This window comes from Ruegeria sp. YTSA219, from assembly GCF_059609985.1.
Map to the genome: position 1 here is coordinate 13,798 of NZ_JBXWMT010000011.1, position 24,872 is coordinate 38,669.

General features: G+C 58.0%; 24 protein-coding genes. 15 read left to right on the forward strand and 9 right to left on the reverse strand.

Going from position 1 to position 24,872, the window contains the following annotated elements; translation table 11 throughout:
• The first annotated feature begins 21 nt into the window (after positions 1-21).
• The 6 genes from tsaE to trxA are packed head-to-tail and all read left to right on the forward strand — an operon-like array spanning position 22 to position 8,836.
• Positions 22-495 (forward strand): tRNA (adenosine(37)-N6)-threonylcarbamoyltransferase complex ATPase subunit type 1 TsaE, encoded by a 474-nt coding sequence (gene tsaE / locus AC2FFB_RS14875; RefSeq protein ID WP_496690190.1) that lies wholly within the window; start codon positions 22-24, stop codon positions 493-495.
• Positions 492-1,496, forward strand: coding sequence for an aminoglycoside phosphotransferase family protein (locus AC2FFB_RS14880; protein ID WP_496694375.1), 1,005 nt, complete (start codon positions 492-494; stop codon positions 1,494-1,496). Before tsaE ends, AC2FFB_RS14880 begins: the two co-directional genes overlap by 4 nt.
• Positions 1,493-2,179, forward strand: a complete 687-nt coding sequence (locus AC2FFB_RS14885; RefSeq protein WP_496875103.1) for a nucleotidyltransferase family protein — start codon at positions 1,493-1,495, stop codon at positions 2,177-2,179. Before AC2FFB_RS14880 ends, AC2FFB_RS14885 begins: the two co-directional genes overlap by 4 nt.
• On the forward strand, positions 2,172-5,099 hold the full coding sequence (gene addB, locus AC2FFB_RS14890) for a double-strand break repair protein AddB (protein WP_496875104.1): 2,928 nt from the start codon (positions 2,172-2,174) through the stop codon (positions 5,097-5,099). The genes AC2FFB_RS14885 and addB overlap by 8 nt, the downstream gene beginning before the upstream one ends.
• Positions 5,096-8,455 (forward strand): double-strand break repair helicase AddA, encoded by a 3,360-nt coding sequence (addA, locus tag AC2FFB_RS14895; protein ID WP_496875105.1) that lies wholly within the window; start codon positions 5,096-5,098, stop codon positions 8,453-8,455. Before addB ends, addA begins: the two co-directional genes overlap by 4 nt.
• A gap of 60 nt (positions 8,456-8,515) precedes the next feature.
• Positions 8,516-8,836: a thioredoxin gene (gene trxA, locus AC2FFB_RS14900; protein ID WP_271950641.1), complete on the forward strand. Its 321-nt coding sequence runs from the start codon at positions 8,516-8,518 to the stop codon at positions 8,834-8,836.
• 166 nt (positions 8,837-9,002) lie between these two features.
• Here trxA and AC2FFB_RS14905 read toward each other — a convergent pair whose 3' ends face one another.
• A complete protein-coding gene (locus AC2FFB_RS14905; RefSeq protein WP_496875106.1) occupies positions 9,003-9,197 on the reverse strand; it encodes a DUF1127 domain-containing protein in 195 nt (64 codons plus the stop codon).
• A 198-nt stretch (positions 9,198-9,395) separates the two neighbouring features.
• Between AC2FFB_RS14905 and hslV the strand changes: the two genes are divergently transcribed.
• On the forward strand, positions 9,396-9,947 hold the full coding sequence (gene hslV / locus AC2FFB_RS14910; RefSeq protein WP_142637447.1) for an ATP-dependent protease subunit HslV: 552 nt from the start codon (positions 9,396-9,398) through the stop codon (positions 9,945-9,947).
• A gap of 14 nt (positions 9,948-9,961) precedes the next feature.
• Here the strand turns inward: hslV and AC2FFB_RS14915 are convergent, their stop codons facing one another.
• Entirely contained in the window at positions 9,962-11,203 is a 1,242-nt protein-coding gene (locus tag AC2FFB_RS14915) for an MFS transporter (RefSeq protein WP_496690194.1), read from the reverse strand.
• 180 nt (positions 11,204-11,383) lie between these two features.
• On the opposite strand from AC2FFB_RS14915, the gene hslU reads away from it, so the two are divergent.
• From hslU to AC2FFB_RS14930, 3 genes are all read left to right on the forward strand, one after another.
• Positions 11,384-12,691 (forward strand): ATP-dependent protease ATPase subunit HslU, encoded by a 1,308-nt coding sequence (gene hslU, locus AC2FFB_RS14920; protein WP_142637444.1) that lies wholly within the window; start codon positions 11,384-11,386, stop codon positions 12,689-12,691.
• Positions 12,692-12,788: 97 nt separating this feature from the next.
• Entirely contained in the window at positions 12,789-13,883 is a 1,095-nt protein-coding gene (locus tag AC2FFB_RS14925; protein WP_142637442.1) for an alpha/beta hydrolase, read from the forward strand.
• Positions 13,883-15,100, forward strand: coding sequence for an MFS transporter (locus AC2FFB_RS14930; RefSeq protein WP_496875107.1), 1,218 nt, complete (start codon positions 13,883-13,885; stop codon positions 15,098-15,100). Before AC2FFB_RS14925 ends, AC2FFB_RS14930 begins: the two co-directional genes overlap by 1 nt.
• On the opposite strand, the gene AC2FFB_RS14935 is transcribed toward AC2FFB_RS14930, so the two are convergent.
• From AC2FFB_RS14935 to AC2FFB_RS14945, 3 genes are read right to left on the reverse strand one after another with little or no spacing between them, the layout of a single operon-like run.
• Positions 15,097-15,684, reverse strand: a complete 588-nt coding sequence (locus AC2FFB_RS14935; RefSeq protein WP_271950630.1) for a Smr/MutS family protein — start codon at positions 15,682-15,684, stop codon at positions 15,097-15,099. The genes AC2FFB_RS14930 and AC2FFB_RS14935 overlap by 4 nt on opposite strands.
• Complete coding sequence (gene mltA, locus AC2FFB_RS14940) at positions 15,684-16,718, reverse strand: murein transglycosylase A (protein WP_496875108.1); 1,035 nt, start codon at positions 16,716-16,718, stop codon at positions 15,684-15,686. Before mltA ends, AC2FFB_RS14935 begins: the two co-directional genes overlap by 1 nt.
• A complete protein-coding gene (locus AC2FFB_RS14945; RefSeq protein ID WP_142637434.1) occupies positions 16,715-17,374 on the reverse strand; it encodes a Tim44/TimA family putative adaptor protein in 660 nt (219 codons plus the stop codon). Before AC2FFB_RS14945 ends, mltA begins: the two co-directional genes overlap by 4 nt.
• Positions 17,375-17,482: 108 nt before the next feature.
• Here AC2FFB_RS14945 and AC2FFB_RS14950 point away from each other — a divergent pair, with 108 nt between their 5' ends.
• A complete protein-coding gene (locus tag AC2FFB_RS14950; protein WP_496690198.1) occupies positions 17,483-17,983 on the forward strand; it encodes an FxsA family protein in 501 nt (166 codons plus the stop codon).
• Between the two features lie 54 nt (positions 17,984-18,037).
• Positions 18,038-18,535 carry a protein-export chaperone SecB gene (gene secB, locus AC2FFB_RS14955; RefSeq protein ID WP_142637430.1) on the forward strand — a complete coding sequence of 166 codons (498 nt, stop codon included), beginning with the start codon at positions 18,038-18,040 and terminating at the stop codon, positions 18,533-18,535.
• Between the two features lie 26 nt (positions 18,536-18,561).
• Here the strand turns inward: secB and dnaQ are convergent, their stop codons facing one another.
• Genes dnaQ through AC2FFB_RS14975 form a run of 4 tightly spaced genes read right to left on the reverse strand, consistent with a single transcriptional unit; the run spans position 18,562 to position 21,296 of the window.
• Positions 18,562-19,284, reverse strand: coding sequence for a DNA polymerase III subunit epsilon (gene dnaQ, locus AC2FFB_RS14960; protein ID WP_496875109.1), 723 nt, complete (start codon positions 19,282-19,284; stop codon positions 18,562-18,564).
• Positions 19,277-19,870, reverse strand: coding sequence for a dephospho-CoA kinase (gene coaE, locus AC2FFB_RS14965; RefSeq protein ID WP_496875110.1), 594 nt, complete (start codon positions 19,868-19,870; stop codon positions 19,277-19,279). The genes dnaQ and coaE overlap by 8 nt, the downstream gene beginning before the upstream one ends.
• A complete protein-coding gene (locus AC2FFB_RS14970) occupies positions 19,867-20,700 on the reverse strand; it encodes a shikimate dehydrogenase (protein ID WP_271950622.1) in 834 nt (277 codons plus the stop codon). The genes coaE and AC2FFB_RS14970 overlap by 4 nt, the downstream gene beginning before the upstream one ends.
• Positions 20,697-21,296, reverse strand: coding sequence for a Maf family protein (locus AC2FFB_RS14975; RefSeq protein WP_142637605.1), 600 nt, complete (start codon positions 21,294-21,296; stop codon positions 20,697-20,699). The genes AC2FFB_RS14970 and AC2FFB_RS14975 overlap by 4 nt, the downstream gene beginning before the upstream one ends.
• Before the next feature lie 404 nt (positions 21,297-21,700).
• Here AC2FFB_RS14975 and AC2FFB_RS14980 point away from each other — a divergent pair, with 404 nt between their 5' ends.
• The 3 genes from AC2FFB_RS14980 to mnmE all read left to right on the forward strand — a co-directional run bounded on the left by AC2FFB_RS14980 (position 21,701) and on the right by mnmE (position 24,864).
• Positions 21,701-22,150, forward strand: a complete 450-nt coding sequence (locus tag AC2FFB_RS14980) for a CopD family protein (RefSeq protein ID WP_496690201.1) — start codon at positions 21,701-21,703, stop codon at positions 22,148-22,150.
• Positions 22,151-22,274: 124 nt separating this feature from the next.
• Positions 22,275-23,546, forward strand: a complete 1,272-nt coding sequence (rho, locus tag AC2FFB_RS14985) for a transcription termination factor Rho (protein ID WP_142637421.1) — start codon at positions 22,275-22,277, stop codon at positions 23,544-23,546.
• A 31-nt stretch (positions 23,547-23,577) separates the two neighbouring features.
• A complete protein-coding gene (gene mnmE / locus AC2FFB_RS14990; protein ID WP_496875111.1) occupies positions 23,578-24,864 on the forward strand; it encodes a tRNA uridine-5-carboxymethylaminomethyl(34) synthesis GTPase MnmE in 1,287 nt (428 codons plus the stop codon).
• The last annotated feature ends 8 nt before the right edge of the window (positions 24,865-24,872 follow it).

Genomic DNA, 24,872 nt, shown 5'->3' on the forward strand with positions numbered 1-24,872 from the left:
GCGTGGGGCCATTGTGGCGCCATGACGTTACCACCCCTCAGGATCACCCTGAATTCGCCCGAAGATACGACAAATTTTGCCAGTCGGCTGGGCGCGATTCTGCATCCGGGCGACATCCTGCTGCTGCAGGGTGAGATCGGAACCGGTAAGACCCATTTCGCGCGCAGTCTGATCCAATCGCTGATGACCCGGCCCGAGGATGTGCCCTCGCCCACATTCACGCTGGTTCAGGTCTATGACACCCGTAAAGGTGAGATCTGGCACTGCGATCTATACCGGCTGAGCGCGGTGGAGGAAGTCGAAGAGCTTGGGCTGGCCGAAGCGATGGAGCAAGCGATCTGCCTGATTGAGTGGCCCGAGAAACTGGGCCCGCTGACACCCGGTTCTGCCCTGACGATGACATTTGAAACAGACCCGGACATGCTGGATATGCGCCACATCACCCTCACATGGACCGACGAAAAATGGGCTCAAAAACTGGAGGTCAGCGAATGACAAACCGCGCCGTCCTTGCCGAAGCTCTGATTTCACACACGCCGTGGTCCAAGGCCCGCCGAGAGCCTTTGGCGGGGGATGCCTCGAACCGCCGGTACGAGCGCCTGACCGACCCGGTCACGGGCAAGTCCGCTGTTCTGATGGATTCGCCCCCGGGGCAGGCGGAACCGGTCGAAGCCTTCGTACGGATGGCCCGGCATTTACAATCTATCGGGCTAAGCGCCCCACAGATCTACGCCGAAGACACGCAATATGGGTTTCTTCTTCTGGAAGACCTTGGCGATGACCTATTCGCGCGGGTTCTGGTCAAACATCCCGATATGGAGCGGGAATTATACGAGGCGGCAACAGATGTCCTGATCAAGTTGCACGAGGCCCCTACCCTGTCGCTGCAATCTTACGGCCCGGCACTGATGACCGAACTGGCGGCCCTATCCTTCACCAAATACGCCCAAGGGGTTCTTGGCGAATATGACCGGGATGCACAGGATCGGTTCGAACACCGATTTGCTGATATCCTGCATCAAGAAACATCCGGCACCAAAGTTGTTGTCCAAAGGGATTACCACGCGGAAAACCTGATCTGGCTCCCTGACCGCCAAGGGGTTGAGCGCGTTGGATTGCTGGATTTTCAGACCGCCATGCTGGGCCATCCTGCCTATGATCTTGTGTCTTTGCTTCAGGATGTGCGCCGCAAAGTGACGCCGGGTACGGAAATGCGGATGGTCAGCCACTATATCTCGGCTACGGGTGTCAACGATCATGATTTCCGCAGTGCCTATGCTGTGCTGGGGGCCCAGCGAAATCTGCGGATTCTTGGTGTGTTTACACGGCTTGCGACCGAGTATGGCAAACCCCATTATGTCGATTTGATCCCCGCTGCGTGGGGCCATCTGATGCGGGATCTGGATCACCCGGCGCTGGTGAATGTTGCCGACCTGCTGCGCGTGGCTCTGCCCGCGCCGACACCCGAAAACCTGAACAGGCTCATACAGAGATGACCCAGCCCCCCAATGCCGTCATGCTGTTCGCAGCCGGGTTCGGCACCCGCATGGGCACCCTGACCCTGAACCGCCCCAAGCCGCTGATCGAGGTAGCCGGGCGCCCGCTGATCGACCATACGCTGGATCTGGTTGACGCGCTTGGGTCGGTTCGCAAAGTGGCCAACCTGCACTATCTGCCGGATCAGCTTGAGGCGCATTTGGCACCGAAAGGCGTATTTGTTTCACACGAACAGCCCGACATTCTGGATACTGGGGGCGGATTACGGGCAGCTTTGCCCTTATTAGGGTCTGATTCAGTGTTCACGTTGAATTCAGATGCCATATGGTCCGGCCCGAACCCGCTGACAATGCTGCGGGCCGCCTGGAATCCTGATTTGATGGACGCATTGCTAATGTGCATCCCGACCGCGCAGGCGATTGGTCATGCCGGGGCCGGGGACTTTATTGCTGATGAAACGGGCCGGATTACCCGCGGCCCCGGATTGATCTACGGAGGTGCGCAGATCATGAAGACGGAAGGGCTGGTCGAAATTCCAGACAAGGTGTTTTCGCTGAACTTGCTTTGGGATCGGATGCAAAAGAAAGACCGGCTGTTTGCCCTAACCTATCCCGGCCGCTGGTGCGATGTTGGCCATCCGGAAGGGATCGCCCTTGCTGAAGGTCTGTTGGCGGATGTTTGACCCCTCACCCCTGCCCCGCGTCTTTGCCGTACCTTCGGGTGTGGATTTTCCAAAGGCGCTGGTCCGGGGGTTGAGAAATCGCTGTGCCGCTCTTCCGCCCGAGGCTTTGGCCCGAGTGGAGCTGGTTGTTAACACGCGGCGTATGGCTCGCAGGGTGCGTGAGCTGTTCGACCAGGGCCCTGCCTGTTTGTTGCCGCGCCTATCACTGGTGACTGATCTGGGTGAAAGCGTGAATCTGGCGCAGATACCACCCGCAATCCCGCCCCTGCGACGGCGGCTGGAATTGACGCAGCTTGTCTCGAAGCTGCTGGATCAACAACCGGATCTGGCGGCGCGCTCGTCTTTGTTTGACCTGTCAGACAGTCTGGCCGCATTGATAGATGAGATGCAGGGCGAAGGCGTTTCACCCGAAGCGATCCGGCGGCTGGATGTCACCGACATGTCCGGGCATTGGGCCCGCGCGCAGGCGTTTATCGGGATTGCGGATCAGTTCATCGACTCAGAAGACGACATCCTGGACACGCAGGCCCGGCAGCGCCGCGTGGTCGAGAACCTAATCAAACATTGGCGAGTGGATCCACCTCAGCACCCGGTCATTCTTGCCGGCTCGACGGGGTCACGGGGAACGACACTGATGCTGATGCAAGCCGTTGCCTGCCTGCCGCAGGGCGCATTGATCCTGCCGGGTTTTGACTTTGACCAGCCCGATCAGGTTTGGGCTCAGCTGGATGCGGCGTTAACCTCTGAGGATCACCCGCAATACCGGTTCCGGAAGCTGATGAACCAGCTTGGGCAGAACCCGGATCAAATCACAGCCTGGACCCAGGACAATCCACCCTCACCCGCCCGTAACAAACTGATATCGCTTGCGTTACGCCCTGCCCCGATCACGGATGCATGGATGTCCGAAGGTCCACAACTGACCGATCTGCATGGTGCAACCAAGGACCTGACCCTGGTCGAGGCGCAGTCCCCCCGGGCCGAGGCCCTGGCCATAGCACTCCGCTTGCGAGAGGCGGCTGAAACCGGCCAGACCGCCGCTCTGATCACCCCCGACCGCATGCTGACCCGTCAGGTCAGCGCTGCGCTGGATCGGTGGAACATCCTGCCCGATGACAGTGCTGGCCTGCCGCTGCAGCTGTCCCCGCCCGGACGGTTCCTGCGCCATGTCGCGGCCCTGTTCGCGCGCCGATTGGACGGCGAAGCGCTGTTGACCCTGCTGAAACATCCGCTCTGCCATGACGGGGGCGAGCGTGGCTCTCATCTGTTGCACACCCGCGATCTGGAACTGGACCTGCGCCGCCACGGGCCACCATTCCCGGATGCCGCCAGCCTGACGGCATTTGCCATCCGCAAAGAGGTGCCCGAAGGCTGGGTCCAGTGGTTGGTGCAGCATTTCTGCGACCAGCAAATCGCTGATGAGTTGCCACTGGCGGATTGGGTTGATCGCCTCTGCGGGTTGGCTCAGGCCATTTCCGCGGGCAACACCGGCGATTCCGGCACCCTATGGGACAAGAACGCCGGTCAAAAGGCGCTGGCGGTTGTGACCGAGCTGCGAAATGAGGCTCAGCATGGCGGCACTATGACCGCCCATGACTTTGCCGATCTGCTGGGTGCTTTGCTGGCCGGAGAAGAAGTCCGCGACCGCGACGCGCCACACCCCCGGATCATGATCTGGGGCACGCTCGAGGCCCGGGTGCAGGGCGCCGATTTGCTAATCCTTGGCGGTTTGAACGAGGGCAGTTGGCCCGAGGCGCCCGCGCCCGATCCCTGGTTGAACAGGCAGATGCGCGATAAGGCCGGGCTGTTGCTGCCAGAGCGGCGCATTGGCCTGTCGGCACATGACTTTCAGCAGGCTATCGGCGCGCCCGAGGTCTGGCTGACCCGGTCGACCCGGTCCGACGATGCCGAAACCGTTCCTTCCCGCTGGTTGAATCGGTTAACCAACCTGTTGAGTGGCCTGGCAGAACAGGGTGGCCAAACCGCCCTTGCAGAAATGCGCGGCCGAGGGCGGCAATATCTGGGGTGGTCCGAACAACTAGAATACGCTCCAGAAATCAAGGCGGCACCGCGCCCATCTCCGCGCCCTCCGGTCGGGTCGCGCCCGCGCCGACTGAGCGTCACCGAGATCAAGCGCCTGATCCGTGATCCTTATGCGATCTACGCCAAACATGTGCTGCGGTTAAAACCTCTGGACCCTTTGGTTCAGGCCCCGGATGCGCTGCTGCGCGGGATCGTGATCCACGAGATTTTGGAGCAATTCGTCAAGGACAGCGTGCTGGACACGGCCTTGCTGACACGCGAAAGCTTCCTGAAACGCGCCGAAAGCCTGCTGGTCCAGCATGTCCCATGGCCCACAGCGCGCAAATTATGGCTCGCGCGGCTGGAACGGATTGCGGATGATTTCCTGCGGGCCGAGAACACCCGGCGCAGCGATGGTGGGCCTGTGGCTTTTGAGGCCGCGATGAAACTGGCGCTCAGTCCGCTGGATTTCACCATAGTCGGGCGCGCCGACCGCATTGACCTGAACAGCCGCGGGGCGCTGCGGCTGGTCGACTATAAAACCGGTGCGCCTCCGACCGAAAGCCAGCAGGCCAAGTTTGACAAACAGTTGCTGATCGAAGCCGCAATGGCCGAGCAGGGCGGGATCGAAGGGTTTGACCCGCTGCCTGTGGCCGAAGCAATTTTTGTCGGCATGGGCGGCACCTATAAAGAGATACCCGCGCCTCTGACCAAAGAGCCGGTCGACAAGGTCCTGGCTGAGCTGAAACAGCTGATTTCCTCTTATTTAGAGCCTGACCAGGGCTTCACCTCGCGCCGCATGCTGCACAAGGATACCGATATCGGGGACTATGATCATCTGGCACGTTTCGGTGAGTGGGACCGAACCAGCAACAGCGCCCCCGAGGACCTGAAATGAGCGCCCGCAACGACGCCACCGAACGGCAGGTGCAGGCCGCACGACCCGATGCCTCGACCTGGCTGGCGGCAAATGCGGGATCTGGCAAAACGCGGGTTCTGACCGATCGGGTGGCGCGGCTGTTGCTGGACGGGGTGCAGCCGCAACACATCCTCTGCCTGACTTACACTAAGGCTGCAGCCAGCGAGATGCAAAACCGGTTGTTCAAACGCCTCGGTGAGTGGGCCATGCTGGGGGATGCACCGCTATTGGCGCAGTTGACCGATCTGGGCGTTCAGGGCGCGATTGACCCGGACCGCCTGGCGCAGGCCCGCACATTGTTTGCCCGTGCGATCGAAACGCCCGGCGGGCTGAAAATTCAGACCATCCACTCTTTCTGCGCCTCGCTACTGCGCCGTTTCCCACTTGAGGCCGGAGTGAGCCCTCAATTCACCGAGATGGAGGATCGGGCCGCCGCCTTGCTGCGCGAAGAAATCGTCGAGGATTTTGCCCAAGGGCCGATGGCCAATCTGATCGGCGATGTCGCCCGTTTTGTGACTGACACAGGGTTCGACAAACTGACCGCCGCCATCACGCAAAAGCGCAATCTGTTTGCGCAGGCCGTCGATTGGTCGCAGGTTTTGCAGCAATTCAATCTGCCCGCCGGTTTTGACGAACAGCTCTTGCTGGGTCAGGTGTTTTTGGGGGGCGAGGTCGACCTTATTCGCAGCGTCCTGCCCGCACTGACCGAAAGCGGCGGGAACAACGCCAGGGCAGCCACCAGGCTTGCGGCCTTCACCCGCGCCGAAATCGGCGCGCTGCCGGTGCTTGAAGATGTATTTCTGACCGGAAAGGCGGCCAAGGACCCGTTTACCGCCAAGATTAACGCTTTCCCGACCAAACCCCTGCGCGAAGGTGTTCTGGCGGGTCAGATGCCACAGCTAGAGGCGTTGATGTTGCGCATTGAAGCCGCGCGTGAACAGCGGCTTGCACTGGTTGCGGCCCGCAAAACGCTGGCGCTTCAGCGGTTCGCAATGGCCTTTCTGCCAGAATATGAGCGGCGCAAGCAACTGCGCGGTTGGCTGGACTTTGACGACCTGATCTTGCGCGCCCGAAACGTACTGAACGACCCGGCGGTAGCGTCTTGGGTATTGTACCGGCTGGACGGCGGGATTGACCATATCCTTGTGGATGAGGCCCAGGATACCAGCCCGGACCAATGGGACGTCGTCGAAAAGTTGGCGCAGGAATTCACCAGCGGGGAGGGGGCCCGGTCCGGGATTGAGCGCACTATTTTCGTGGTGGGTGACAAGAAGCAATCGATCTATTCCTTCCAGGGGGCCGACCCTCAGGCCTTTGACAGGATGCAGGCCGAATTTGGGCGGAAACTGGAAGAATCAGGCTCTAAACTGTGGGATTCTACGCTGGAGTACTCGTTCCGCTCCTCCAGCGCCATTCTGTCTCTGGTCGATATTCTGTTCGAAAACCATGCCGAGGCCGGGTTTCACAAAGAAAGCCAGCACCGCGCCTTCAAGTCCGATCTGCCAGGGCGCGTCGACCTGTGGCCGGTGGTCGAAAAAGTCAAAGACGAGGAAGATACCGAATGGACCGACCCGGTGGACCGCCCTGGTGCGCGCCACCATACCGTTGTTCTGGCCGAGCAGATTGCACAGTCGATCAGGGATATGATCGAACAGGGGGAAACCATCCCCGAAGATGGCGAGGCACCGGGCAGTTTCTTCCGGCGAAAGGTACAGCCGGGGGATTTTCTGATCCTCGTCCAGCGCCGCTCGGACCTGTTTGCTGAGATCATCCGCGCCTGCAAGGCTGCCGAACTGCCGATTGCAGGGGCTGACCGGTTGAAGGTCGGAGCCGAGCTCGCGGTCAAGGACCTGGCGGCTCTGCTGAGCTTTTTGGCCACGCCCGAGGACAGCTTGTCGCTGGCCACGGTACTGAAATCGCCTCTGTTTGGCTGGTCCGAACAGCGGCTTTTTGATCTGGCACATCGGCGACAAGAGCAATTCCTTTGGGCAGCGCTGCGAAATCGGGCCGAGGAGTTTCCCGAGACGCTAGCCATTCTGAATGACCTACGCAGCCAAATCGACTTTCTGCGCCCATATGACCTGATCGAGCGGATTCTGACCCGTCATCACGGGCGGCGCCTGCTGCTGGGTCGGCTGGGCCCCGAGGCCGAAGACGGCATCAACGCGCTGTTGTCACAGGCGCTGGCCTATGAACGCACCGACATTCCAAGCCTGACAGGTTTTTTGGTCTGGATGCAGACGGACGATCTGGAGATCAAACGGCAGATGAGCGGTGTCGGCAACATGATCCGCGTGATGACCGTGCACGGATCGAAGGGGTTGGAAGCCCCCATCGTGATCCTGCCGGATACCGGCAGACGGCAAGCACCGCGCGATGCCGAGATCATGGTGACGGATGCTAAGCCACTATGGAAAGTACCGGCAGACGCGTCCCCGGCGCTGATCGCGCAGGCGCGAGCCGAAGCGCGCGAACGGGAAGAGAATGAACGGTTGCGCCTGTTATACGTGGCGCTGACCCGTGCAGAGAAGTGGCTAATCGTAGGTGCGGCAGGGGATGTCGGCAAGGACGGAACCAGTTGGTATCAACTGGTTCAGGCGGCTATGGCGCGGGCAGGGGCAACAGCTCTGCCCAACAGTGAGATCCTGCGCTTGTCGCACGGAGATTGGCATGGTCCGGAATTTATCGAACACACAGGCGCTGTTCATGCCCGCAGCGAATTGCCGCCGACCTTCCTGAATTCCGCCCCCGCCATTGATGCGGCGTCGGAAACCCTCAGCCCGTCTGATCTGGGCGGGGCCAAGGCCTTGCCCGGGGACATGGGCCAGGATGAAGAGGCCGCCAAGCTGCGCGGCACCCGCCTGCACCTGCTGCTGGAGCATTTGCCGCGGGTCCTTCCTGAGAACTGGCCGCAGCTTTGCGCGCGGGTTCTTCCCGATATGCGTGAGGCCGAGCGGCAAGGATTGCTGGCCGAGGCGCAAAATGTGTTGACGGCGGATCACCTGAAGGCCGTGTTCGCCCCCGATACCTTGGCCGAAGTCCCGGTAACGGCCGATCTGGGCGGGCGGCGTATCCATGGTGTCATTGACCGGCTGATCGTCACTGAAACGAACGTCCAAGTAATTGATTTTAAATCTAATATGACAGTTCCAGACAATGCAGCAACCTGCCCCGAAGGACTGCTGCGACAGATGGGTGCCTATGCTGATTCATTGTCGCAGATCTATCCGGACCGCGAAGTCAGAACTGCAATTCTGTGGACCCGAACAGCCCAGCTGATGTGGCTGCCACACGATCTGGTGAAAGCTGCGCTAACCCGTGCGCTGACGCCTTGACCTTGGCATACCCGACACCTAGTTTCAGTGACCAAGCATTCCCCATTCAGGAGACAGAATATGTCGACCGTAGCTGTTACCGACGATACTTTTGACGCCGAAGTCAAGAATTCCGACATCCCCGTAGTTGTCGATTTCTGGGCCGAATGGTGTGGCCCCTGTAAACAGATCGGACCCGCTCTGGAAGAGTTGGCGGCTGAATATGGCGACAAGGTCAAGATCGCCAAAGTCGATGTAGACAGCAACCCGAACTCTGCCGCCGCCATGGGCGTACGTGGCATCCCGGCGCTGTTCATCTTCAAGGATGGTCAGGTCGTTTCGAACCGCGCAGGCGCCGCACCGAAAGCCGCGCTGCAAAGCTGGATCGAAGAAGCGCTCTGATCCGGTTCGGGAAACAACGTTTGAAGGCGCCTCATTCGGGGCGCCTTTTTTCGTATCTGGGGCAAAGCGCTTCCGCCTGAATTGTCTGACTGGAAAAAGCTGCGCAGAAAAAGAAAAAGCCGCCCAGACCCGGGCGGCTTATCTTGAATTCACGAATTCTCGTGGATCAGAGGGTGGTGATATCCGCGCGGCACAGGCCGATATCGTCCAGCTGTTCATCACTGAGAGCCGACAGGGCATTGCGGGTTTTGCGGGATTCATTCCAATCGGCGGCTTTTTCAAAAGCGCCAAAAAACGCGTCCACTACTTGCAGGATGGTAGCTGCTCCGAGCGGCGCATGGATATTTGCGGTAGTTGCCATTTGCGCATTCCTTATAAACAGAAACAGCCGACCCGTTGTCGGTTGTGAGCCTCATGTAGGATTTTCAACTGAGTCCCACAATTGCTGGTTTTACAGCCCCGATTTGCGTTTTTTGCATATCTTATAAGCAAGTTGTGAACTGTTGCGCTGCTGATGAGACCAGCCCATATAGAACAGCAGGCGAAAACGGAGGCCCCCATGGCAGACAGCGACTTTCCCGGTTGGCACGGCACAACCATTATTGGCGTCAAAAAAGGCGGGCAGGTGGTCATTGCCGGGGACGGGCAAGTCAGCTTGGGCCAGACCGTGATCAAAGGGACCGCGCGCAAGGTACGCCGCCTGTCACCCGGCGGGTTCGAGGTTGTCGCAGGCTTCGCCGGATCAACCGCCGATGCCTTTACCCTACTGGAACGTCTGGAAACCAAGCTTGAGGCCACACCCGGCCAACTGGCCCGCGCCTCGGTCGAGCTGGCCAAGGACTGGCGCACCGACAAATACCTGCAAAAGCTTGAGGCGATGCTGATCGTCACTGATGGCAAGGATCTGCTGGTGATTACCGGGGCAGGGGATGTGCTGGAGCCGGAACACAACGTGGCTGCCATCGGATCGGGTGGCAATTTTGCCCTGGCAGCGGCGCGCGCGATGATGGATGGCGACAAACCGGCGGAACAAGTCGCCCGCGAAGCCATGGCCATCGCCGCCGATATCTGCGTCTATACCAATGGCAATCTCACGGTTGAGACGATCTAAGACGCAGAACTGTCTCAGGCCAACAGCTCTCGGATCTCTTTGCCTTTCCACCGCTTATGCATCCCGACCAGCCCCAACAGGGCGGTCAGGATCACGATGTAATAGGGCAGGCGGATGTCGATACTCATCAACCCGCCGCCGATCAGGGACATGACGCCCCCGGCCAAACAGAAGACAGCCGTGGTCACCCCCATGACCCAGCCTTGATCGGTGTCGCTGACACTGGAGGAAAACAGGCCCAGCAGTGTCGGGTATGAGACGCCAAAGAAAAAATAGAAGAAAAAGACCGGGACATAGCTCAGCACACCGCTGGGGCTGAAGGCGAAACCTAGGCCGCTGATCACCATCACAACCAGTGAGACATAGATGATCTGGTGTTTGCTGAACCGTTCCTGCGCAGGTTTGACCAGGAAGGTGCTGGAAAAGGCCAGCGCAACCCCAATGACGACCATGGCCATGCTGCCGCCGATGACCCCGTATCCAAATGCGCTAGTCAAGAAGTTGTCGACAAACACATAGAAGGTCACATTGGCGATCATGAACAGGCCATAGACCGGCATGATTTTCAGAACCATCGGATGTTCGCGCACCGCTATCAGGCTGTCGGTGATATCGCGGGGGCGAAAGACAAAGGGCTCACGCTCGGTCCGGGTATCCTTGAAATACGCGGCGACAAGGAAAATGGCGATCAACACCAGAACAAAGGCGCCGTAGAATGGCGTTTTCAGCGTCGCCGCGCTGCCCAGCAGGGCCGAGTCCGACAGGACCGCGCCAATAATGGGACCGCCAACCAGGCCAAAGCTGACACCTGTCACGATATAGCCCATGTTGCGGTCGCGGTCGGCGGCATCGGTGCTGCCGTCAATCATTGCCGCCTGCGCGATCGGCTGGTTGCCAGCTGTAAACCCGGTGATCGACCGGCCGACAATCAACAGCAGCAGGCTGTTGAGATACAGCGCGGCGATGGTCAGCGCATAACCTATCAATGCCCCTCCCAGACACACTAACAGCGCGTTCTTGCGACCAATGGAATCTGAAACCTTAGAGACATAGACCACGCCCAGAAACCAGGACAGAAAGAAACAGCCAATCACCAAGCCGTAGTAGAAATGCCGGGTGCCCATGGCCGTGTTTTCAGGCAGGAACCCCGATTTCGTCTCCATGATCAGTGAGTTGATGATCGGAAAGACCAACCCTTGCCCGATCAGGTCGACAAACACGACAAACAGCAGGGTGATCTTGGCAATCTTGGTCATTTCCGCGCTCCGGGCCCTCAACGCTTTGAAATCACTGTACCAGAGGCCGGGCGCTTTACCTATGGAAAGCATTTGCAAACCGGGTGGGGCATTGCTAACCAACGCTGCCGCCGTTGTTTTCGCCGTTGCGGTGATTACCTAGACCGCAGCCAACTTATGCCGACCGAAAGGACTGCCCCCGTGACCGACCTGACCCCGCGCGAGATTGTCTCGGAACTGGATCGCTTTATCATCGGGCAGAAGGATGCCAAGCGCGCGGTCGCCGTGGCGCTGCGTAATCGCTGGCGGCGCAAGCAACTGGCTGATGACATCCGGGATGAGGTTTATCCCAAGAATATCCTGATGATCGGCCCCACCGGCGTTGGCAAGACTGAGATCAGCCGGCGTCTGGCCAAGTTGGCCCGCGCACCCTTCATCAAGGTCGAGGCCACCAAATTCACCGAGGTTGGATATGTTGGCCGCGATGTGGAACAGATCGTGCGTGATCTGGCCGATGCCGCGATCCTGCAGACCCGTGAATTCATGCGTGAGGACGTCAAAGCCAAGGCCCATCAGGCCGCCGAAGACCGGGTGATTACTGCCATTGCCGGGGAAGACGCGCGTGAGGGCACCCGCGAGATGTTCCGCAAAAAGCTCAAATCCGGAGAGCTGGACGACACAGTGATCGAGCTGGAACTGACGGATACCTCAAGCCAGATGCCGATGTTCGATATCCCTGGCCAACCCGGCAGTCAGATGGGGATGATGAATCTGGGCGATATTTTCGGCAAGGCGTTTGGCGGGCGCACCGTCAAGAAACGCCTGACCGTCGCCGAAAGCTATGACATGCTGATCGGAGAAGAGGCCGACAAACTGTTGGATGACGAAACCGTAAACCGCGCGGCGCTGGAATCGGTTGAACAGAACGGCATCGTGTTTCTGGACGAGATCGACAAGGTTTGCGCCCGTTCGGACGCACGCGGCGGTGATGTCAGCCGAGAGGGGGTGCAGCGTGACCTGTTGCCTCTGATCGAAGGCACAACCGTCTCCACCAAGCATGGGCCGGTCAAAACCGACCACATTCTTTTCATTGCCTCAGGCGCGTTTCATATTGCCAAACCGTCCGACCTGTTGCCGGAACTGCAGGGGCGCCTGCCGATCCGTGTCGAGCTGCGCGCACTGACCGAAGAGGATTTCGTCCGCATCCTGACCGAGACAGACAACGCGCTGACCCGCCAGTACACTGCCTTGATGGGCACCGAGGATGTCACGGTCAGCTTTACTGAGGACGGCATCGCAGCCCTGGCGAAAATCGCAGCGGATGTGAACCAAAGTGTCGAGAATATCGGCGCACGTCGACTTTACACCGTGATGGAGCGCGTATTCGAGGAATTGTCTTTCACAGCCCCCGATCAGGCCGGTTTGGAAATCACCGTGAATGCACAGTTCGTTGACGACAATCTTGGTGAGCTGACAAAGTCTACGGACCTCAGCCGTTACGTTCTGTAATATCTCCAGCCGGTTTTTGCCGGTCCGCGTCATTGACCCCGCTGGACCTGGGATCAGAATAGAGTAGCGTGTGCGCAAATTCCTTAGGGGGCGACAGGTGCTGCGCTATATTATTTTTGTCCTGACTGCGGCAACGCTTGCCGCATGTGTCGACCGGACCGTATCTCAAACCGTGCCCTCGGCACTGGACATTGGCACGCCCAAAACCATTTACGCAGCAACCACCCGCGCGCGCGAAGCGGACGGATCCTATGGGTACCGCCGCAGCGATCAGCTGCAATTTCTCGAGATGACGGTCTCGATTCCACCCAATCACACACCCGGGACATTGGATTTTTCCTATGCCGACCCGGACCCGGAAAATCAGTTCGTGATGGCTGATGAAGACGAGCTTGCCGGACCCCAGGGCCTTGCCTCGCGACTAAGAGGTGTGGACGAGGTTTCGATCTTTATCCACGGCTATAACACGACCCAGTCGGAAACAGTGTTCCGCGCCGCGCAGTTGGAACATGATCTGGAAATACCGGGTGAAACCATGGTCTATTCCTGGCCAAGCCAGGCAACGGGTTATGGCTATGCCTATGACATCGACAGCATGCTGTTCGCCCGTGATGGTCTGGAACAAACTGTTCGCCAGCTGAAATCAATGGGGGTCGATCGGGTTATCCTTGTGGCGCATTCCATGGGCACCGCCCTGACGATGGAGATGATGCGGCAGGCCGAGCTGCGCGAACCGGGCTGGTCGCATCGGAATATCGAAGGGGTTGTTCTGATCGCACCGGATCTGGATGTCGATCTGTTCCGGTCGCAGATGGACAGCATCAAAACGCTGCCTGACCCGTTCATTGTGATGATCTCACGCAAAGACAGGCTGCTGAGTATATCCGCACGCCTGCGCGGTACCGCCAAAAGCGAACGTCTGGGAAATATCAGCTCGGCCGATGCGCTGTCCGAATATAAGATCAGTATTCTGGATACGACCGCCTTCAACAGCGATGCCGGGTCGTCTCATTTCGTGGCTGCAACCTCTCCGGCGCTTTTGGCGATTATCAATTCCGCCCGCCGGGTCAGCAGTACCTTTGGCAGGCAACGCGGGATTGACGTGATCGCCCCCGCCGAGGTCCGCAACCCGACCGGGGCGACCGAGATTGAGCTGACCGAGACCGGGCAGGCCAAGGTCAGCTCTCCGTAATGTCCTTTCACCTGGGGCATTATCTGAAAGCAAATGCCTCATGGCTTGGCGCCGGAGTTCTGCTGACTTTTCTGTCCTGTTTTGGGCAAACGTTCTTCATCTCGATCTTTTCCGGCGAAATTCGTGCGGCGTTCGGGCTGAGCCATGGGGCCTGGGGTGGGATCTATTCGCTGGGTACAACCGCATCCGCCATCATCATGATCTGGGCGGGCGGGCTTACGGATATCTTCCGGGTGCGTGTGCTCGGCCCCGCTGTCCTGGCTGGGCTAGCCGTGGCGGCGCTAGCGATGGCGTTGAACCGCTGGCTGATCCTGCTACCGCTGGTGATCTTCCTGTTGCGCCTGTTCGGGCAGGGGATGAGCACCCATCTTGCCTTGGTCGCGATGGCGCGTTGGTTTACCACAACGCGCGGCAAGGCCTTGTCGATCGCCTCGGTCGGATTTGCGGTTGGTGAAGCGCTTTTGCCCGTAATCTTTGTCGCTGCGATGGTGTTTTTGGATTGGCGCCTGCTCTGGATCATCTCGGCAGGTATTTGTGTGACCGGCATTCCGATTCTGCTGCGCTTGCTTCGGCAAGAGCGCACACCGCAAAGTCTGGCCAGCGAGTACTCGGCGGCAGGTATGCAGGGGCGGCACTGGACACGCACCGACGCTTTGCTGAACCCGTTGTTCTGGTTCATGGCCCCCGCCTTGCTGGGTCCTTCTGCCTTTATCACCGCCTTCTTCTTTCATCAGGTCCATCTGGCCGAGGTCAAAGGCTGGCAACATATCGAGTTGGTGGCGCTGTTTCCCGTCTACACAGGTGTTTCCCTGATCTCGATGTTTGTCGCGGGATGGGCACTGGATAAATGGGGAACCGCCCGAATGATGCCCTTTTATCAGGTGCCAATAGCTATCGGCTTCATGTTGGCGGCTGCAAGCACCTCGATTGGGGGTGCGGTTGCTGCATTGGTCTTTCTGGGGCTTACCGTCGGCGCAAACAGCACCTTGCCCAGTGCGTTCTGGGCGGAATTCTATGGAACCCGTCATATTGGCGCGATCAAGGCCATGGCCACTGCGGTCATGGTCCTTGGGTCGGCGATTGGCCCCGGACTGACCGGCGTGTTGATTGATCAGGGGGTTCCGCTGGACACGCAGTTCCTGTGGATCGGAGTATTCTTCCTGCTGGTTTGTCTGCTGACCTGGATTGGCATCGGCCGCGCCGCACGCACGCTTTAGCGACTGCGACGCAGATAGACGTAATAGGCCCCGTCGCCACCATGGCTGATATGCGCGGGCGTCACCTGCATCACAGCCTGTGCCAAGGGCGGCAGTGACAGCCATTGCGGTACCTGATTACGCAAGACGCCGCGCGGAGTGGGGATGGGGCCGGGCTCATCCCGGTCCTTGCCCTTTCCCGTCACCACCAGAACCAGACGCTTGCCCGAAGCCTGCGCCGTCAGCACAAAGCGCACCAGCGCCGGATAGGCCGTGTCCATCCGCAAGCCATGCAGGTCCAACTTGCCCTCGGGCCGGAGCTTGCCACGTTTCATCCGGGCAAAAGCCTTGCTGTCCATTTGCACCGGGTTGGCGCGTAACCCTTCGGTAACGGATGGTTTCAACACATGCCGCACACCCCTGCCAGCCGCGTTCTGCCCGACTTCAAACGCCTCGATCCGGGGCTTAAATGTCTTTGTCGGTTTCGGCTTGGGCAATGAGGTGGGGTGCACCGACTGCGGGAGTTCGGGATGCAGGCGATCTGCCTGTTTGGTCACCTTGCGCCACAGATCCATTTCGTCAGGGGTCAATTTGCGGCGCGACATCAGAACTCGTCCGGTAAAAGAGCATATGCGCGCTGAATCGGCAGCAGAACCACCATGCGACCCGGATCTTTCAGGCGCCCCGCTGCGGCCCCAGCGGCATCGCCGGTTCCAAAGAAAATATCAGCCCGTTGTGCGCCCTTGATGGCCGACCCGGTATCCTGAGCGATCATCAGCCTGCGCAAAGGGTCCTTGCCATCCTTTTCGACCCAGACTGGAGCACCCAGCGGTGTGTATACCGGATCGGCGGCAATGCTGCGCATGGTGGTGACCGAACGGTTCATCGCACCCAGAGGGCCAAATTCGGGTGCAACACGATTCACCTCGCGGAAGAACACATAAGACGGGTTGTGAAACAGCAATTCGGTACCCGCCTCGGGGTTCTTGCGGACCCAGGATTTGATCATCTGCGCACTGACCTGATGCGCACCTAGGGCACCGCGCCGGATCAGTTCGGACCCGATCGAACGATAAGGATGCCCATTGGCGCCCCCATAACCGACCCGCAGCGCCCTCCCATCGGGCAACCGGATACGGCCTGAGCCCTGAATCTGCAGAAAGAACAGCTCGACTGGGTCGTCCACCCAGGCGATTTCAAGACCGCGGCCCTGCATGACATCACCGGTCAGCAGATCGCGACGGGATAACCATTTTTCGGCTCCGCGCGCCTCAGGAGGCATTTTATAGATCGGGTATTTATACCGCTCCGATCTGGTTTTGGACCCGTCCAGTTCGGGTTCAAAATAGCCTGTGAACAGGCCATCCTTCCCGTCTTCGACCAGAACGGGACGGAAGAACAGCTCAAAAAATGACCGGGCCGCATCGGGCTTATAGGTGCGTGCCACGCCGCACAATGCCTGCCAGTCCGGATCATCCAGATCACCGCACGTGTTCAGAAAAACCGAAAGGGCCGCCCCGTGATCATCGGCGGCCCAACCATTCAGGTCATCATAGGACAGTATGGATCGTGTCACCTCGGCACTGGCAGAGGTGGTCATGACAGCCACCAGGAAAAGCGACCGAAACGCTGCAATCATGCGTCCGTGGCAACAAGCAGCCAGTTCGGATCGTCCGAGCCCATAACGCGGGCAAAGGTCCAGCTGTCCTTTTGACGTTTAACCGTGTTTGGGTTGCCCTCGATGATATCGCCACCACGATCCCGCACGGCCGAAGTCAGCTCACCAACAAATTTCATGGTGATTTCGGCCTGGTTGGTATCCTTGTCAAAGCTCACATCTGCCAGTGTGGTTTCGCGCACACCGATAAATTCGGCCTCGATGGTCAGCCCCTGATCCTCGCGCGCGGCAACGACCGAAACAAAGGTTTCAAATACCTCTTCCGACAGGAAGGGCTGGATTTCATCCAGATTGCCCTTTTCGAACCCCATGACGATCATCTCATAAGCGCCGCGAGAGCCCTGAACAAATTCACCCACCGAAAAGCCCGGCTCGATCCGTTTCATAGCGGATAGGGTCTGCGCCTGTTCGCTGTCCTCGGGCACGTGATCGGTAATGTCGTGATCTGGCCCACCCTCAATCACCTCAAAATCACGGCGCGACTTATTGGCTTCGGACTGTTGTTGAAGCGGGGGTTTCTCAAAACCCTCACGTGTACCCAGTACGCTTTTCAGGCGCAGGATCAGGAAAACGGCAATTCCGGCCAGGACCAGCAACTGGATCATTGGTTCGTTCATTTCATCCTCTTGGTCAGACCGCGACTTTGTATACACGGCCTCTTGCCACTATGTAGGTGACAGTTCGGGACAAGTCTACCGCCCGACCTGCAGTAAAGGATAATGCAAATGTACCTGTTCCTGGCTTTTTTACTTGTTCCGATCATCGAAATCGGCCTGTTCATTCAGGTTGGTGGGCTAATCGGACTGTGGCCAACCCTTGCGATCGTGGTTCTAACGGCCGTTCTGGGTACCGCTTTGGTGCGGACACAAGGTCGCATGGCGCTGGAAAACCTGCAACGATCCTTTGCAGAGCTTGACGACCCGACCGAACCTTTGGCCCATGGCGCGATGATCTTGCTGTCTGGTGTCTTGCTGCTGACACCGGGGTTTTTCACCGATGCCGTTGGATTTGCGCTGTTAATCCCTGGCGTCCGGGTCTCTGTATTCCGTTATCTCCGCTCGAAGGTCACAATCACGCAGTTTCAGATGGGCGGCGGGACGCAGTTCAGGACCGAGCCCCAAGCATCGACCCAGGGCGATGTGATCGACGGTGAATACACCGAGGTTCGCCCCCGTCAGAACCCGTCAAAGCCATCGAAATGGGTCGAAGGGCCGCACCAGCATTGAGGTGCCTCGCCCAACTTGCTAAGCAGTGGCGAATTTCAGTTTCGGAGTAGACCCATGGCCGAAGACGGCGCCCAAGAAAACACCGCGGCCCAGACCGCACCCCAGATCCAGATGCGCGTTCTGGGACAATTCATTCGCGATATGTCCTTTGAAAACGTGATGGCGCAAAAAGGCGTGTCTGGCGATGTCCAGCCCGAGATCGCGGTTCAGGTCAATCTGGACGCCAAAAAGCGCCCGGCTGAGCATCAATACGAGGTGTCGATCAAGCTGAACCTCAAATCCAAAGCCAAGGGCATGGAAGACATCCTGTTCCTGTGCGAGCTGGATTATTGCGGCCTTTTCCATGTGGAAGGTGTCGCCGAAGACCAGCTGCATCCGTTCCTGATGATCGAATGCCCGCGCATGCTGTTCCCGTTCCTGCGCCGCATCGTCAGCGACATCACGCGCGATGGAGGATACCCGCCGGTTAACCTGGACAATATTGATTTTGTCAGCCTGTACCGGAATGAATTGATGCGTCGTCAGGCCGAGACGCAAAAGACTCAGGCCTAATCAGCCTTCCCCGCGCCGGAGTGACCTCAGGCGCGGGACCAAAGGGCGTTTTCGCCCAGTTTATCAATAAACTTCTCATGCGCCGCGCGTTCGTCTCGGGTGATCCGGGACGGCAAGGCATCTTTGCGCGGCGATGGCCGCCACTCTTCTGCTCCGCCAACCGAAGAAGACGCAGAGGTCGACAGCCCGAAATCTGGCTGACGTCCGCCGATCAGCTCAAGATAGACCTCAGCCAGAATTTCAGAGTCAAGCAACGCCCCGTGCAAGACCCGGTTCGAGTTGTCTATGTTGAACCGCCGGCACAGCGCATCCAGCGAGGCGGGCGAGCCCGGAAACCGTTTGCGCGCAATCGCCAGCGTATCCAGCGCCTGATCCATCGGGATCGGCGCCAGACCCATCCAGCCTAGCTCGGCATTCAGGAATTTCATGTCGAATGACGCGTTGTGGATCACCAGTTTCGAGTCAGCGACAAAATCCCGAAACCCCTGACCAACCTTGGCAAAAACCGGCTTGTCCTTCAGCGTGACCTGACCTTTTTCCACCGGGCGGGGCGGTTCCAGCAGGTCCGGGCCAATGCCATGCACGCCAAACGCCTCTTCGGGCATAAACCGTTGGGGGTTGATATAGACGTGATAGGTTTCGCCCGTGGCGACGTGATTCCAAAGCTCAACCGCACCGATTTCCACAATCCGGTCGCCGCTTTCAGGATCAAAGCCTGTGGTTTCTGTATCGAGTACGATCTCACGCATCTGTCAGCCCTGCCCGTATCTGTCTGACCACATCCTGCACTTGCGCGCGGGCGTGGTCCAGACTGTCCGTGACGATCACAAAATCAGACCGCGCGCATTTTTCGTCATTCGGCATCTGCTTGGCTTTGATCTGCTCGAACTGCGCCTCGGTCATGGTACCGCGCGCCATCACGCGGCGTTTCTGCTCGTCAGCCGGGACCGAGACACAGGCGACCGCATCCATCGCCACATCTCCATCGGTTTCAAATAGCAGGGGAATATCGAAAACCAGAATATCTGCGGTGGCTTGTTCCCGGAACACCGCTCGATCCGCCGCCACCAGCGGGTGAACAATGGCCTCAATCGCTTTCAGCGCCGCTGGGTCTGCCGAAATGAACCGTTTCAATACTTCCCGGCTAACCGCGCCGTCGATAATGGCCTCAGGAAACGCCCTACGCATCGGCTTGATCGCTGTCCCGCCACGCGCGTATAGCCGATGCACGGCGGCATCTGCGTCCCACAACGCACAGCCTTCGTCGACGAACATGCTGGCAGTTGTGCTTTTTCCCATGCCGATAGAACCGGTCAGGCCAAGTGCAAAGCTCATCCCAGCACCGCAGCACGCAAATCAGAAGTGACTTCAGGGCGCACCCCAAACCAGCTTTCAAATCCAGGTACGGCCTGATGCAACAACATGCCAAGGCCATCTACGGGTGTGCATCCCGCCTGTTCTGCTGTTTGCAGCAAACGTGTCTTAAGTGGCGCATAGACCAGATCGGTGACTATGGCACCGGGCTGTAACCCGTCCAGAGGCACCCGCAGCTCGGGCTGGCCGTGCATCCCAAGCGAACTTGTGTTGACCACAAGTTCCGCATCTTCAACCACGTTGCCCGCTTTCAACCAATCCACCACCGTTATGGTCGTGCCAAACTCTTCCTTCAGGCGATCTGCACGTGAGCGCGTCCGATTGGTCAACAAAATCTCGGGCACACCGGCATCGACCAACGCTTGAAGAACCGCACGCGCCGCGCCCCCGGCACCAAAGACAACCGCGGGGCCATCCGCTGGAATCCAATCTGGGGCGCCGCTGCGCAGGTTCTGCATGAACCCGTACCCATCGGTGTTATCCGCATGGATCGAACCGTCGGGCTGAAACACAAGCGTATTAGCAGCCCCGATCTGCCTGGCCCGGTCCGAAGCCGTATCCGCCAGATCCAAGGCCACCTCTTTATGGGGCACTGTGATGTTGGCCCCGACAAATCCGGCTTTGGGCAAGGTTCGTAGAACAGCCTCAAGATCATCCGGTGCGACATCCATGGGGATATAGTGACCGGCCAGGCCATAAGTTTTCAGCCAATGGCCATGCAGTATTGGGGATTTCGAATGGGAAATCGGATGCCCGATCACACCCGCCAGCGGGATCTGCTTGCCACTCATTGATCAATCACCCCTTTGACCGCCAGAAAATTCAACAGCTCCAATAGGGGCATACCCAAAACGTTAAAATAGTCACCGTCAATGGTTGCGAACAGCCGCACGCCTTCTTCCTCAAGCTTATAGGCCCCGACTGCGTGGCGGATGCTGTCCCAGTTGCGCGCAACATAGTCGCGTAGATAGGCGTCCGAACTCATCCTCATCCGCAGGCGCACCTGGCCTACATGTCGCCAGATCGGCTCGCCATTCTGATAGATGACGGCTGCGGATAACAGCATATGCCGCTTGCCCCGCATCGCTTTGAGCTGCGCCAGCGCATCCTCGGGCGATTGCGGTTTGGACAAAAGCTGACCTTCGAAATCCAGCACCTGATCACATCCCAGAACCATCGGCCCCGGCACCTTGTCGCTGACCTTGCGGGCTTTCATCTCTGCCAGAGTATCGGCAATATCACGTGGAGATGCCTCTTCGGCCAGCAAAGCCCGTTTGGCGGTCTCTTCGTCCACGCGTGCAGTTTGAACGGTAAACCGCACGCCCGCATTCTCTAGCAACTGCGCGCGAATGGATGACCCCGAGGCCAATATGATGGGGACAGAAATGTGGAAAACCCCCTGAGCAAATGGTTGATCGTTCAAGGATGGTTTGTATGGTTTTCCTGTTGACACGCAAGCCCGGTGTTTTCGCGGAAAACTTCTATGAGTCGCCCGAACCCTGTCCAGTCTGGACAAGGATAACTTTGAACATCGGGACAAGCGGGATATCCCAGCTTATTCATCAAGTTATCCCCTGAATTCTACGTCCTATATAATCATAACATATTGTTTTATTGTTGTTTTTTATGAAATCAACAGTATTACCCAGTTCTCGGGTGAAACTATCCACCTGGGGAAAACAGATGGGTAAATAAGTAATCCACGGAATTTGATCTCCCTACAAAACCATCATCCTTTCTCTTTTCCTATTTTTTTTATAGGGAGAGATCCAAACCACGCCCGGAGCTGGAATGACTGATCTTCTTTTCACCATCTACCCTTGGGTGAAGTCCCTGCACATCATGGCCGTGATCTCTTGGATGGCCGGTTTGTTCTATCTGCCTAGATTGTACGTCTATCACGTAGAAAAAGCCCAAGGCGTTGACGGGGCGCAGGAGATCTTCTTTGAAATGGAAGAAAAGCTGCTGCGGGTGATCATGCGCCCGGCGATGTACATGGCCTGGACCTGCGGCCTGATCATGGTATTCACTCCAGGCATAGTCGGCTGGGATTTTGCCTGGCCCTGGGTCAAAGGCGCAGCAGTGATTGCGATGACTTGGTTCCACTACTGGCTGATGGTACGTCGAAAGGACTTCTTAGAGGGCCGAAATACGCTCACTGGGCGGCAGTATCGCATGATGAACGAGGTGCCTACCATTTTGATGGTTATCATCGTTCTGGCGGTCGTTCTGAAGTTCTGAGCAGCTATTTGACTCTTTGTAGGTAAGCGCTTATTTATCGCGTAACACGCCCGTCCGGGCGGCGTATCTTCCGTATTGAAATTCCAGTCCGAGCCGCATCCATGCGGCCAAGGTTCTCATCATCATGTCTAATGAATCCCTCAATCTGGCCGATCTGAAAGCCAAAAGCCCCAAAGACCTTTTGGCGATGGCCGAAGAGCTTGAGATCGAAAACGCCTCGACCATGCGAAAAGGCGAGATGATGTTCCAGATTCTGCGCGAACGCGCAGATGAAGGCTGGACCGTGGGCGGCGATGGCGTACTTGAAGTTCTGCAAGATGGGTTCGGGTTCCTGCGTTCGCCCGAGGCGAACTATTTGCCCGGTCCTGATGATATCTATGTCTCGCCAGAAATGATCCGCCAGCATTCGTTGCGCACCGGTGATACGGTCGAAGGTGATATCAAGGCGCCGGACGAGAACGAACGGTATTTCGCACTGATCAAGGTCACCAAAATCAATTTCGAAGATCCCGAGAAAGCCAGGCATAAAGTTGCTTTCGACAACCTGACACCGCTTTATCCGGATGAGCGCCTGAAGATGGAGGTCGAAGACCCAACCATCAAGGACAAGTCCGCCCGTGTCATCGATCTGGTTTCGCCGATCGGTAAAGGTCAGCGGTCGTTGATTGTGGCACCGCCACGGACCGGTAAGACGGTGATCCTGCAGAATATTGCGAACTCGATCGAAAAGAACCACCCTGAGTGCTATCTGATCGTCCTACTGATCGACGAGCGGCCGGAAGAGGTGACCGACATGCAGCGTTCGGTGAAGGGCGAGGTCGTGTCGTCGACCTTTGACGAACCCGCCACCCGCCACGTTGCCGTATCTGAGATGGTTATCGAAAAAGCCAAGCGTTTGGTCGAGCATAAACGAGATGTTGTTATTCTTCTCGACTCGATCACAAGACTTGGTAGGGCATTTAACACCGTGGTTCCATCCTCGGGTAAGGTTCTGACCGGCGGTGTGGATGCAAACGCTCTGCAACGACCTAAGCGATTCTTTGGTGCGGCACGGAATATCGAAGAAGGCGGCTCGCTGACCATCATCGCCACTGCGCTGATTGATACCGGCAGCCGGATGGACGAAGTCATCTTCGAAGAATTCAAAGGCACCGGTAACTCGGAAATTGTTCTGGATCGTAAGATCGCAGATAAGCGCGTGTTCCCGGCTATCGACATCCTCAAATCCGGTACGCGGAAAGAGGATTTGCTGGTCGATAAGGGTGATCTGGCCAAGACCTTTGTTCTGCGCCGTATCCTGAACCCGATGGGCACTACCGATGCGATCGAGTTCCTGTTGTCCAAGTTGAAACAGACCAAGACAAATGGCGAGTTCTTCGATTCGATGAACACCTGACACAGGTCCTGGACGCAAGCGAGGCGGTCGAATGGATACGATATTCGCCTTGGCCAGCGCGCAAGGCAAGGCAGGGGTGGCGGTCATCCGTCTCTCGGGCCCCTTGGCGCATCCTGCCGCGGCTGCTCTTTCCGGTGCTGCTTTGCCCTCCCGCGGGATGCGGGTGCGCAGCCTGTATGGCAAAGACGGATCGCGCCTGGATGATGGGGTAGTTCTGACCTTCCAGGCCCCGGCCAGCTTTACTGGCGAGGACGTGGCAGAGCTACAGATTCACGGCAGTACAGCGGCGGTCAACGCCGTCATGCGCTGCCTTGCGGACATGGACGGTTTGCGCCTGGCCGATCCCGGGGAATTCACCCGCCGTGCCTTGGAAAACGGCAAAATGGATTTGACACAGGTCGAGGGCCTTGCCGATCTGATCGACGCTGAGACAGAAGCTCAACGCAAGCAAGCACAGATCATTCTGGCCGGAGAGCTTGGGAATTTGGCTGAACGCTGGCGGCGCGATTTGATTCGCGCCGCATCCCTGCTTGAGGCAGTGATTGATTTTGCCGATGAAGAGGTGCCAACCGATGTTACCCCTGAAGTGCGCCAGTTGATCACAGATGTCATTGCAGATCTACAAAGTGAAGCTGAAGGGGTTCGTATTGCGGAACGCATTCGAACCGGGTTCGAGGTTGCGATTGTTGGCTTGCCAAATGCTGGAAAGTCGACATTGCTGAATGCTCTGGCCGGTCGCGAAGCAGCGATCACGTCGGAACATGCCGGCACTACGCGCGATGTGATTGAAGTTCGAATGGACCTTGAGGGACTTCCCGTTACTTTGTTGGATACAGCGGGCTTGCGGGAAACCGACGATCACGTCGAAAGCCTGGGAATTGAGCGGGCCAAAAAGCGCGCCGAGGCCGCCGATCTGCGCGTATTTCTGACTGATGATCCAAAAGAGCTGGGCGTTCAGCTGTTGGAGGGAGATATTCAGGTTCTTCCGAAATCCGATCTGAGAAACAGTTCTGATGAAGGAATCTCAGGGAAAACCGGGCAGGGTGTGGATCGGTTGATTTCCAACATATCGCGTGTTTTAGGTGATCGTACTACTACCCATGGTATCGCTACGCGTGAAAGGCATCGTATAGCGCTGATCACAGCGCGCGATGCACTTAGTGCTGCAATCGCTGTTCTGGAATCAGGTCCCGACCTGTATGATATCGCAGCCGAGGAACTGAGAACCGCGATCCGCGCTTTGGAAGCTCTGGTTGGCAGAATTGGTGTAGAAGACTTGTTGGATGAAATATTCTCAAGCTTCTGCCTGGGAAAGTAAGGAGTGTT

Coding starts and splice junctions, on each gene's coding strand:
- tsaE (WP_496690190.1), top strand. CDS start 22: ATGACGTTACCACCCCTCAGGATCACCCTGAATTCGCCCGAAGATACG.
- AC2FFB_RS14880 (WP_496694375.1), top strand. CDS start 492: ATGACAAACCGCGCCGTCCTTGCCGAAGCTCTGATTTCACACACGCCG.
- AC2FFB_RS14885 (WP_496875103.1), top strand. CDS start 1,493: ATGACCCAGCCCCCCAATGCCGTCATGCTGTTCGCAGCCGGGTTCGGC.
- addB (WP_496875104.1), top strand. CDS start 2,172: ATGTTTGACCCCTCACCCCTGCCCCGCGTCTTTGCCGTACCTTCGGGT.
- addA (WP_496875105.1), top strand. CDS start 5,096: ATGAGCGCCCGCAACGACGCCACCGAACGGCAGGTGCAGGCCGCACGA.
- trxA (WP_271950641.1), top strand. CDS start 8,516: ATGTCGACCGTAGCTGTTACCGACGATACTTTTGACGCCGAAGTCAAG.
- AC2FFB_RS14905 (WP_496875106.1), bottom strand. CDS start 9,197: ATGGCAACTACCGCAAATATCCATGCGCCGCTCGGAGCAGCTACCATC.
- hslV (WP_142637447.1), top strand. CDS start 9,396: ATGGCAGACAGCGACTTTCCCGGTTGGCACGGCACAACCATTATTGGC.
- AC2FFB_RS14915 (WP_496690194.1), bottom strand. CDS start 11,203: ATGACCAAGATTGCCAAGATCACCCTGCTGTTTGTCGTGTTTGTCGAC.
- AC2FFB_RS14930 (WP_496875107.1), top strand. CDS start 13,883: ATGTCCTTTCACCTGGGGCATTATCTGAAAGCAAATGCCTCATGGCTT.
- AC2FFB_RS14935 (WP_271950630.1), bottom strand. CDS start 15,684: ATGTCGCGCCGCAAATTGACCCCTGACGAAATGGATCTGTGGCGCAAG.
- mltA (WP_496875108.1), bottom strand. CDS start 16,718: ATGATTGCAGCGTTTCGGTCGCTTTTCCTGGTGGCTGTCATGACCACC.
- AC2FFB_RS14945 (WP_142637434.1), bottom strand. CDS start 17,374: ATGAACGAACCAATGATCCAGTTGCTGGTCCTGGCCGGAATTGCCGTT.
- AC2FFB_RS14950 (WP_496690198.1), top strand. CDS start 17,483: ATGTACCTGTTCCTGGCTTTTTTACTTGTTCCGATCATCGAAATCGGC.
- secB (WP_142637430.1), top strand. CDS start 18,038: ATGGCCGAAGACGGCGCCCAAGAAAACACCGCGGCCCAGACCGCACCC.
- dnaQ (WP_496875109.1), bottom strand. CDS start 19,284: ATGCGTGAGATCGTACTCGATACAGAAACCACAGGCTTTGATCCTGAA.
- coaE (WP_496875110.1), bottom strand. CDS start 19,870: ATGAGCTTTGCACTTGGCCTGACCGGTTCTATCGGCATGGGAAAAAGC.
- AC2FFB_RS14970 (WP_271950622.1), bottom strand. CDS start 20,700: ATGAGTGGCAAGCAGATCCCGCTGGCGGGTGTGATCGGGCATCCGATT.
- AC2FFB_RS14980 (WP_496690201.1), top strand. CDS start 21,701: ATGACTGATCTTCTTTTCACCATCTACCCTTGGGTGAAGTCCCTGCAC.
- rho (WP_142637421.1), top strand. CDS start 22,275: ATGTCTAATGAATCCCTCAATCTGGCCGATCTGAAAGCCAAAAGCCCC.
- mnmE (WP_496875111.1), top strand. CDS start 23,578: ATGGATACGATATTCGCCTTGGCCAGCGCGCAAGGCAAGGCAGGGGTG.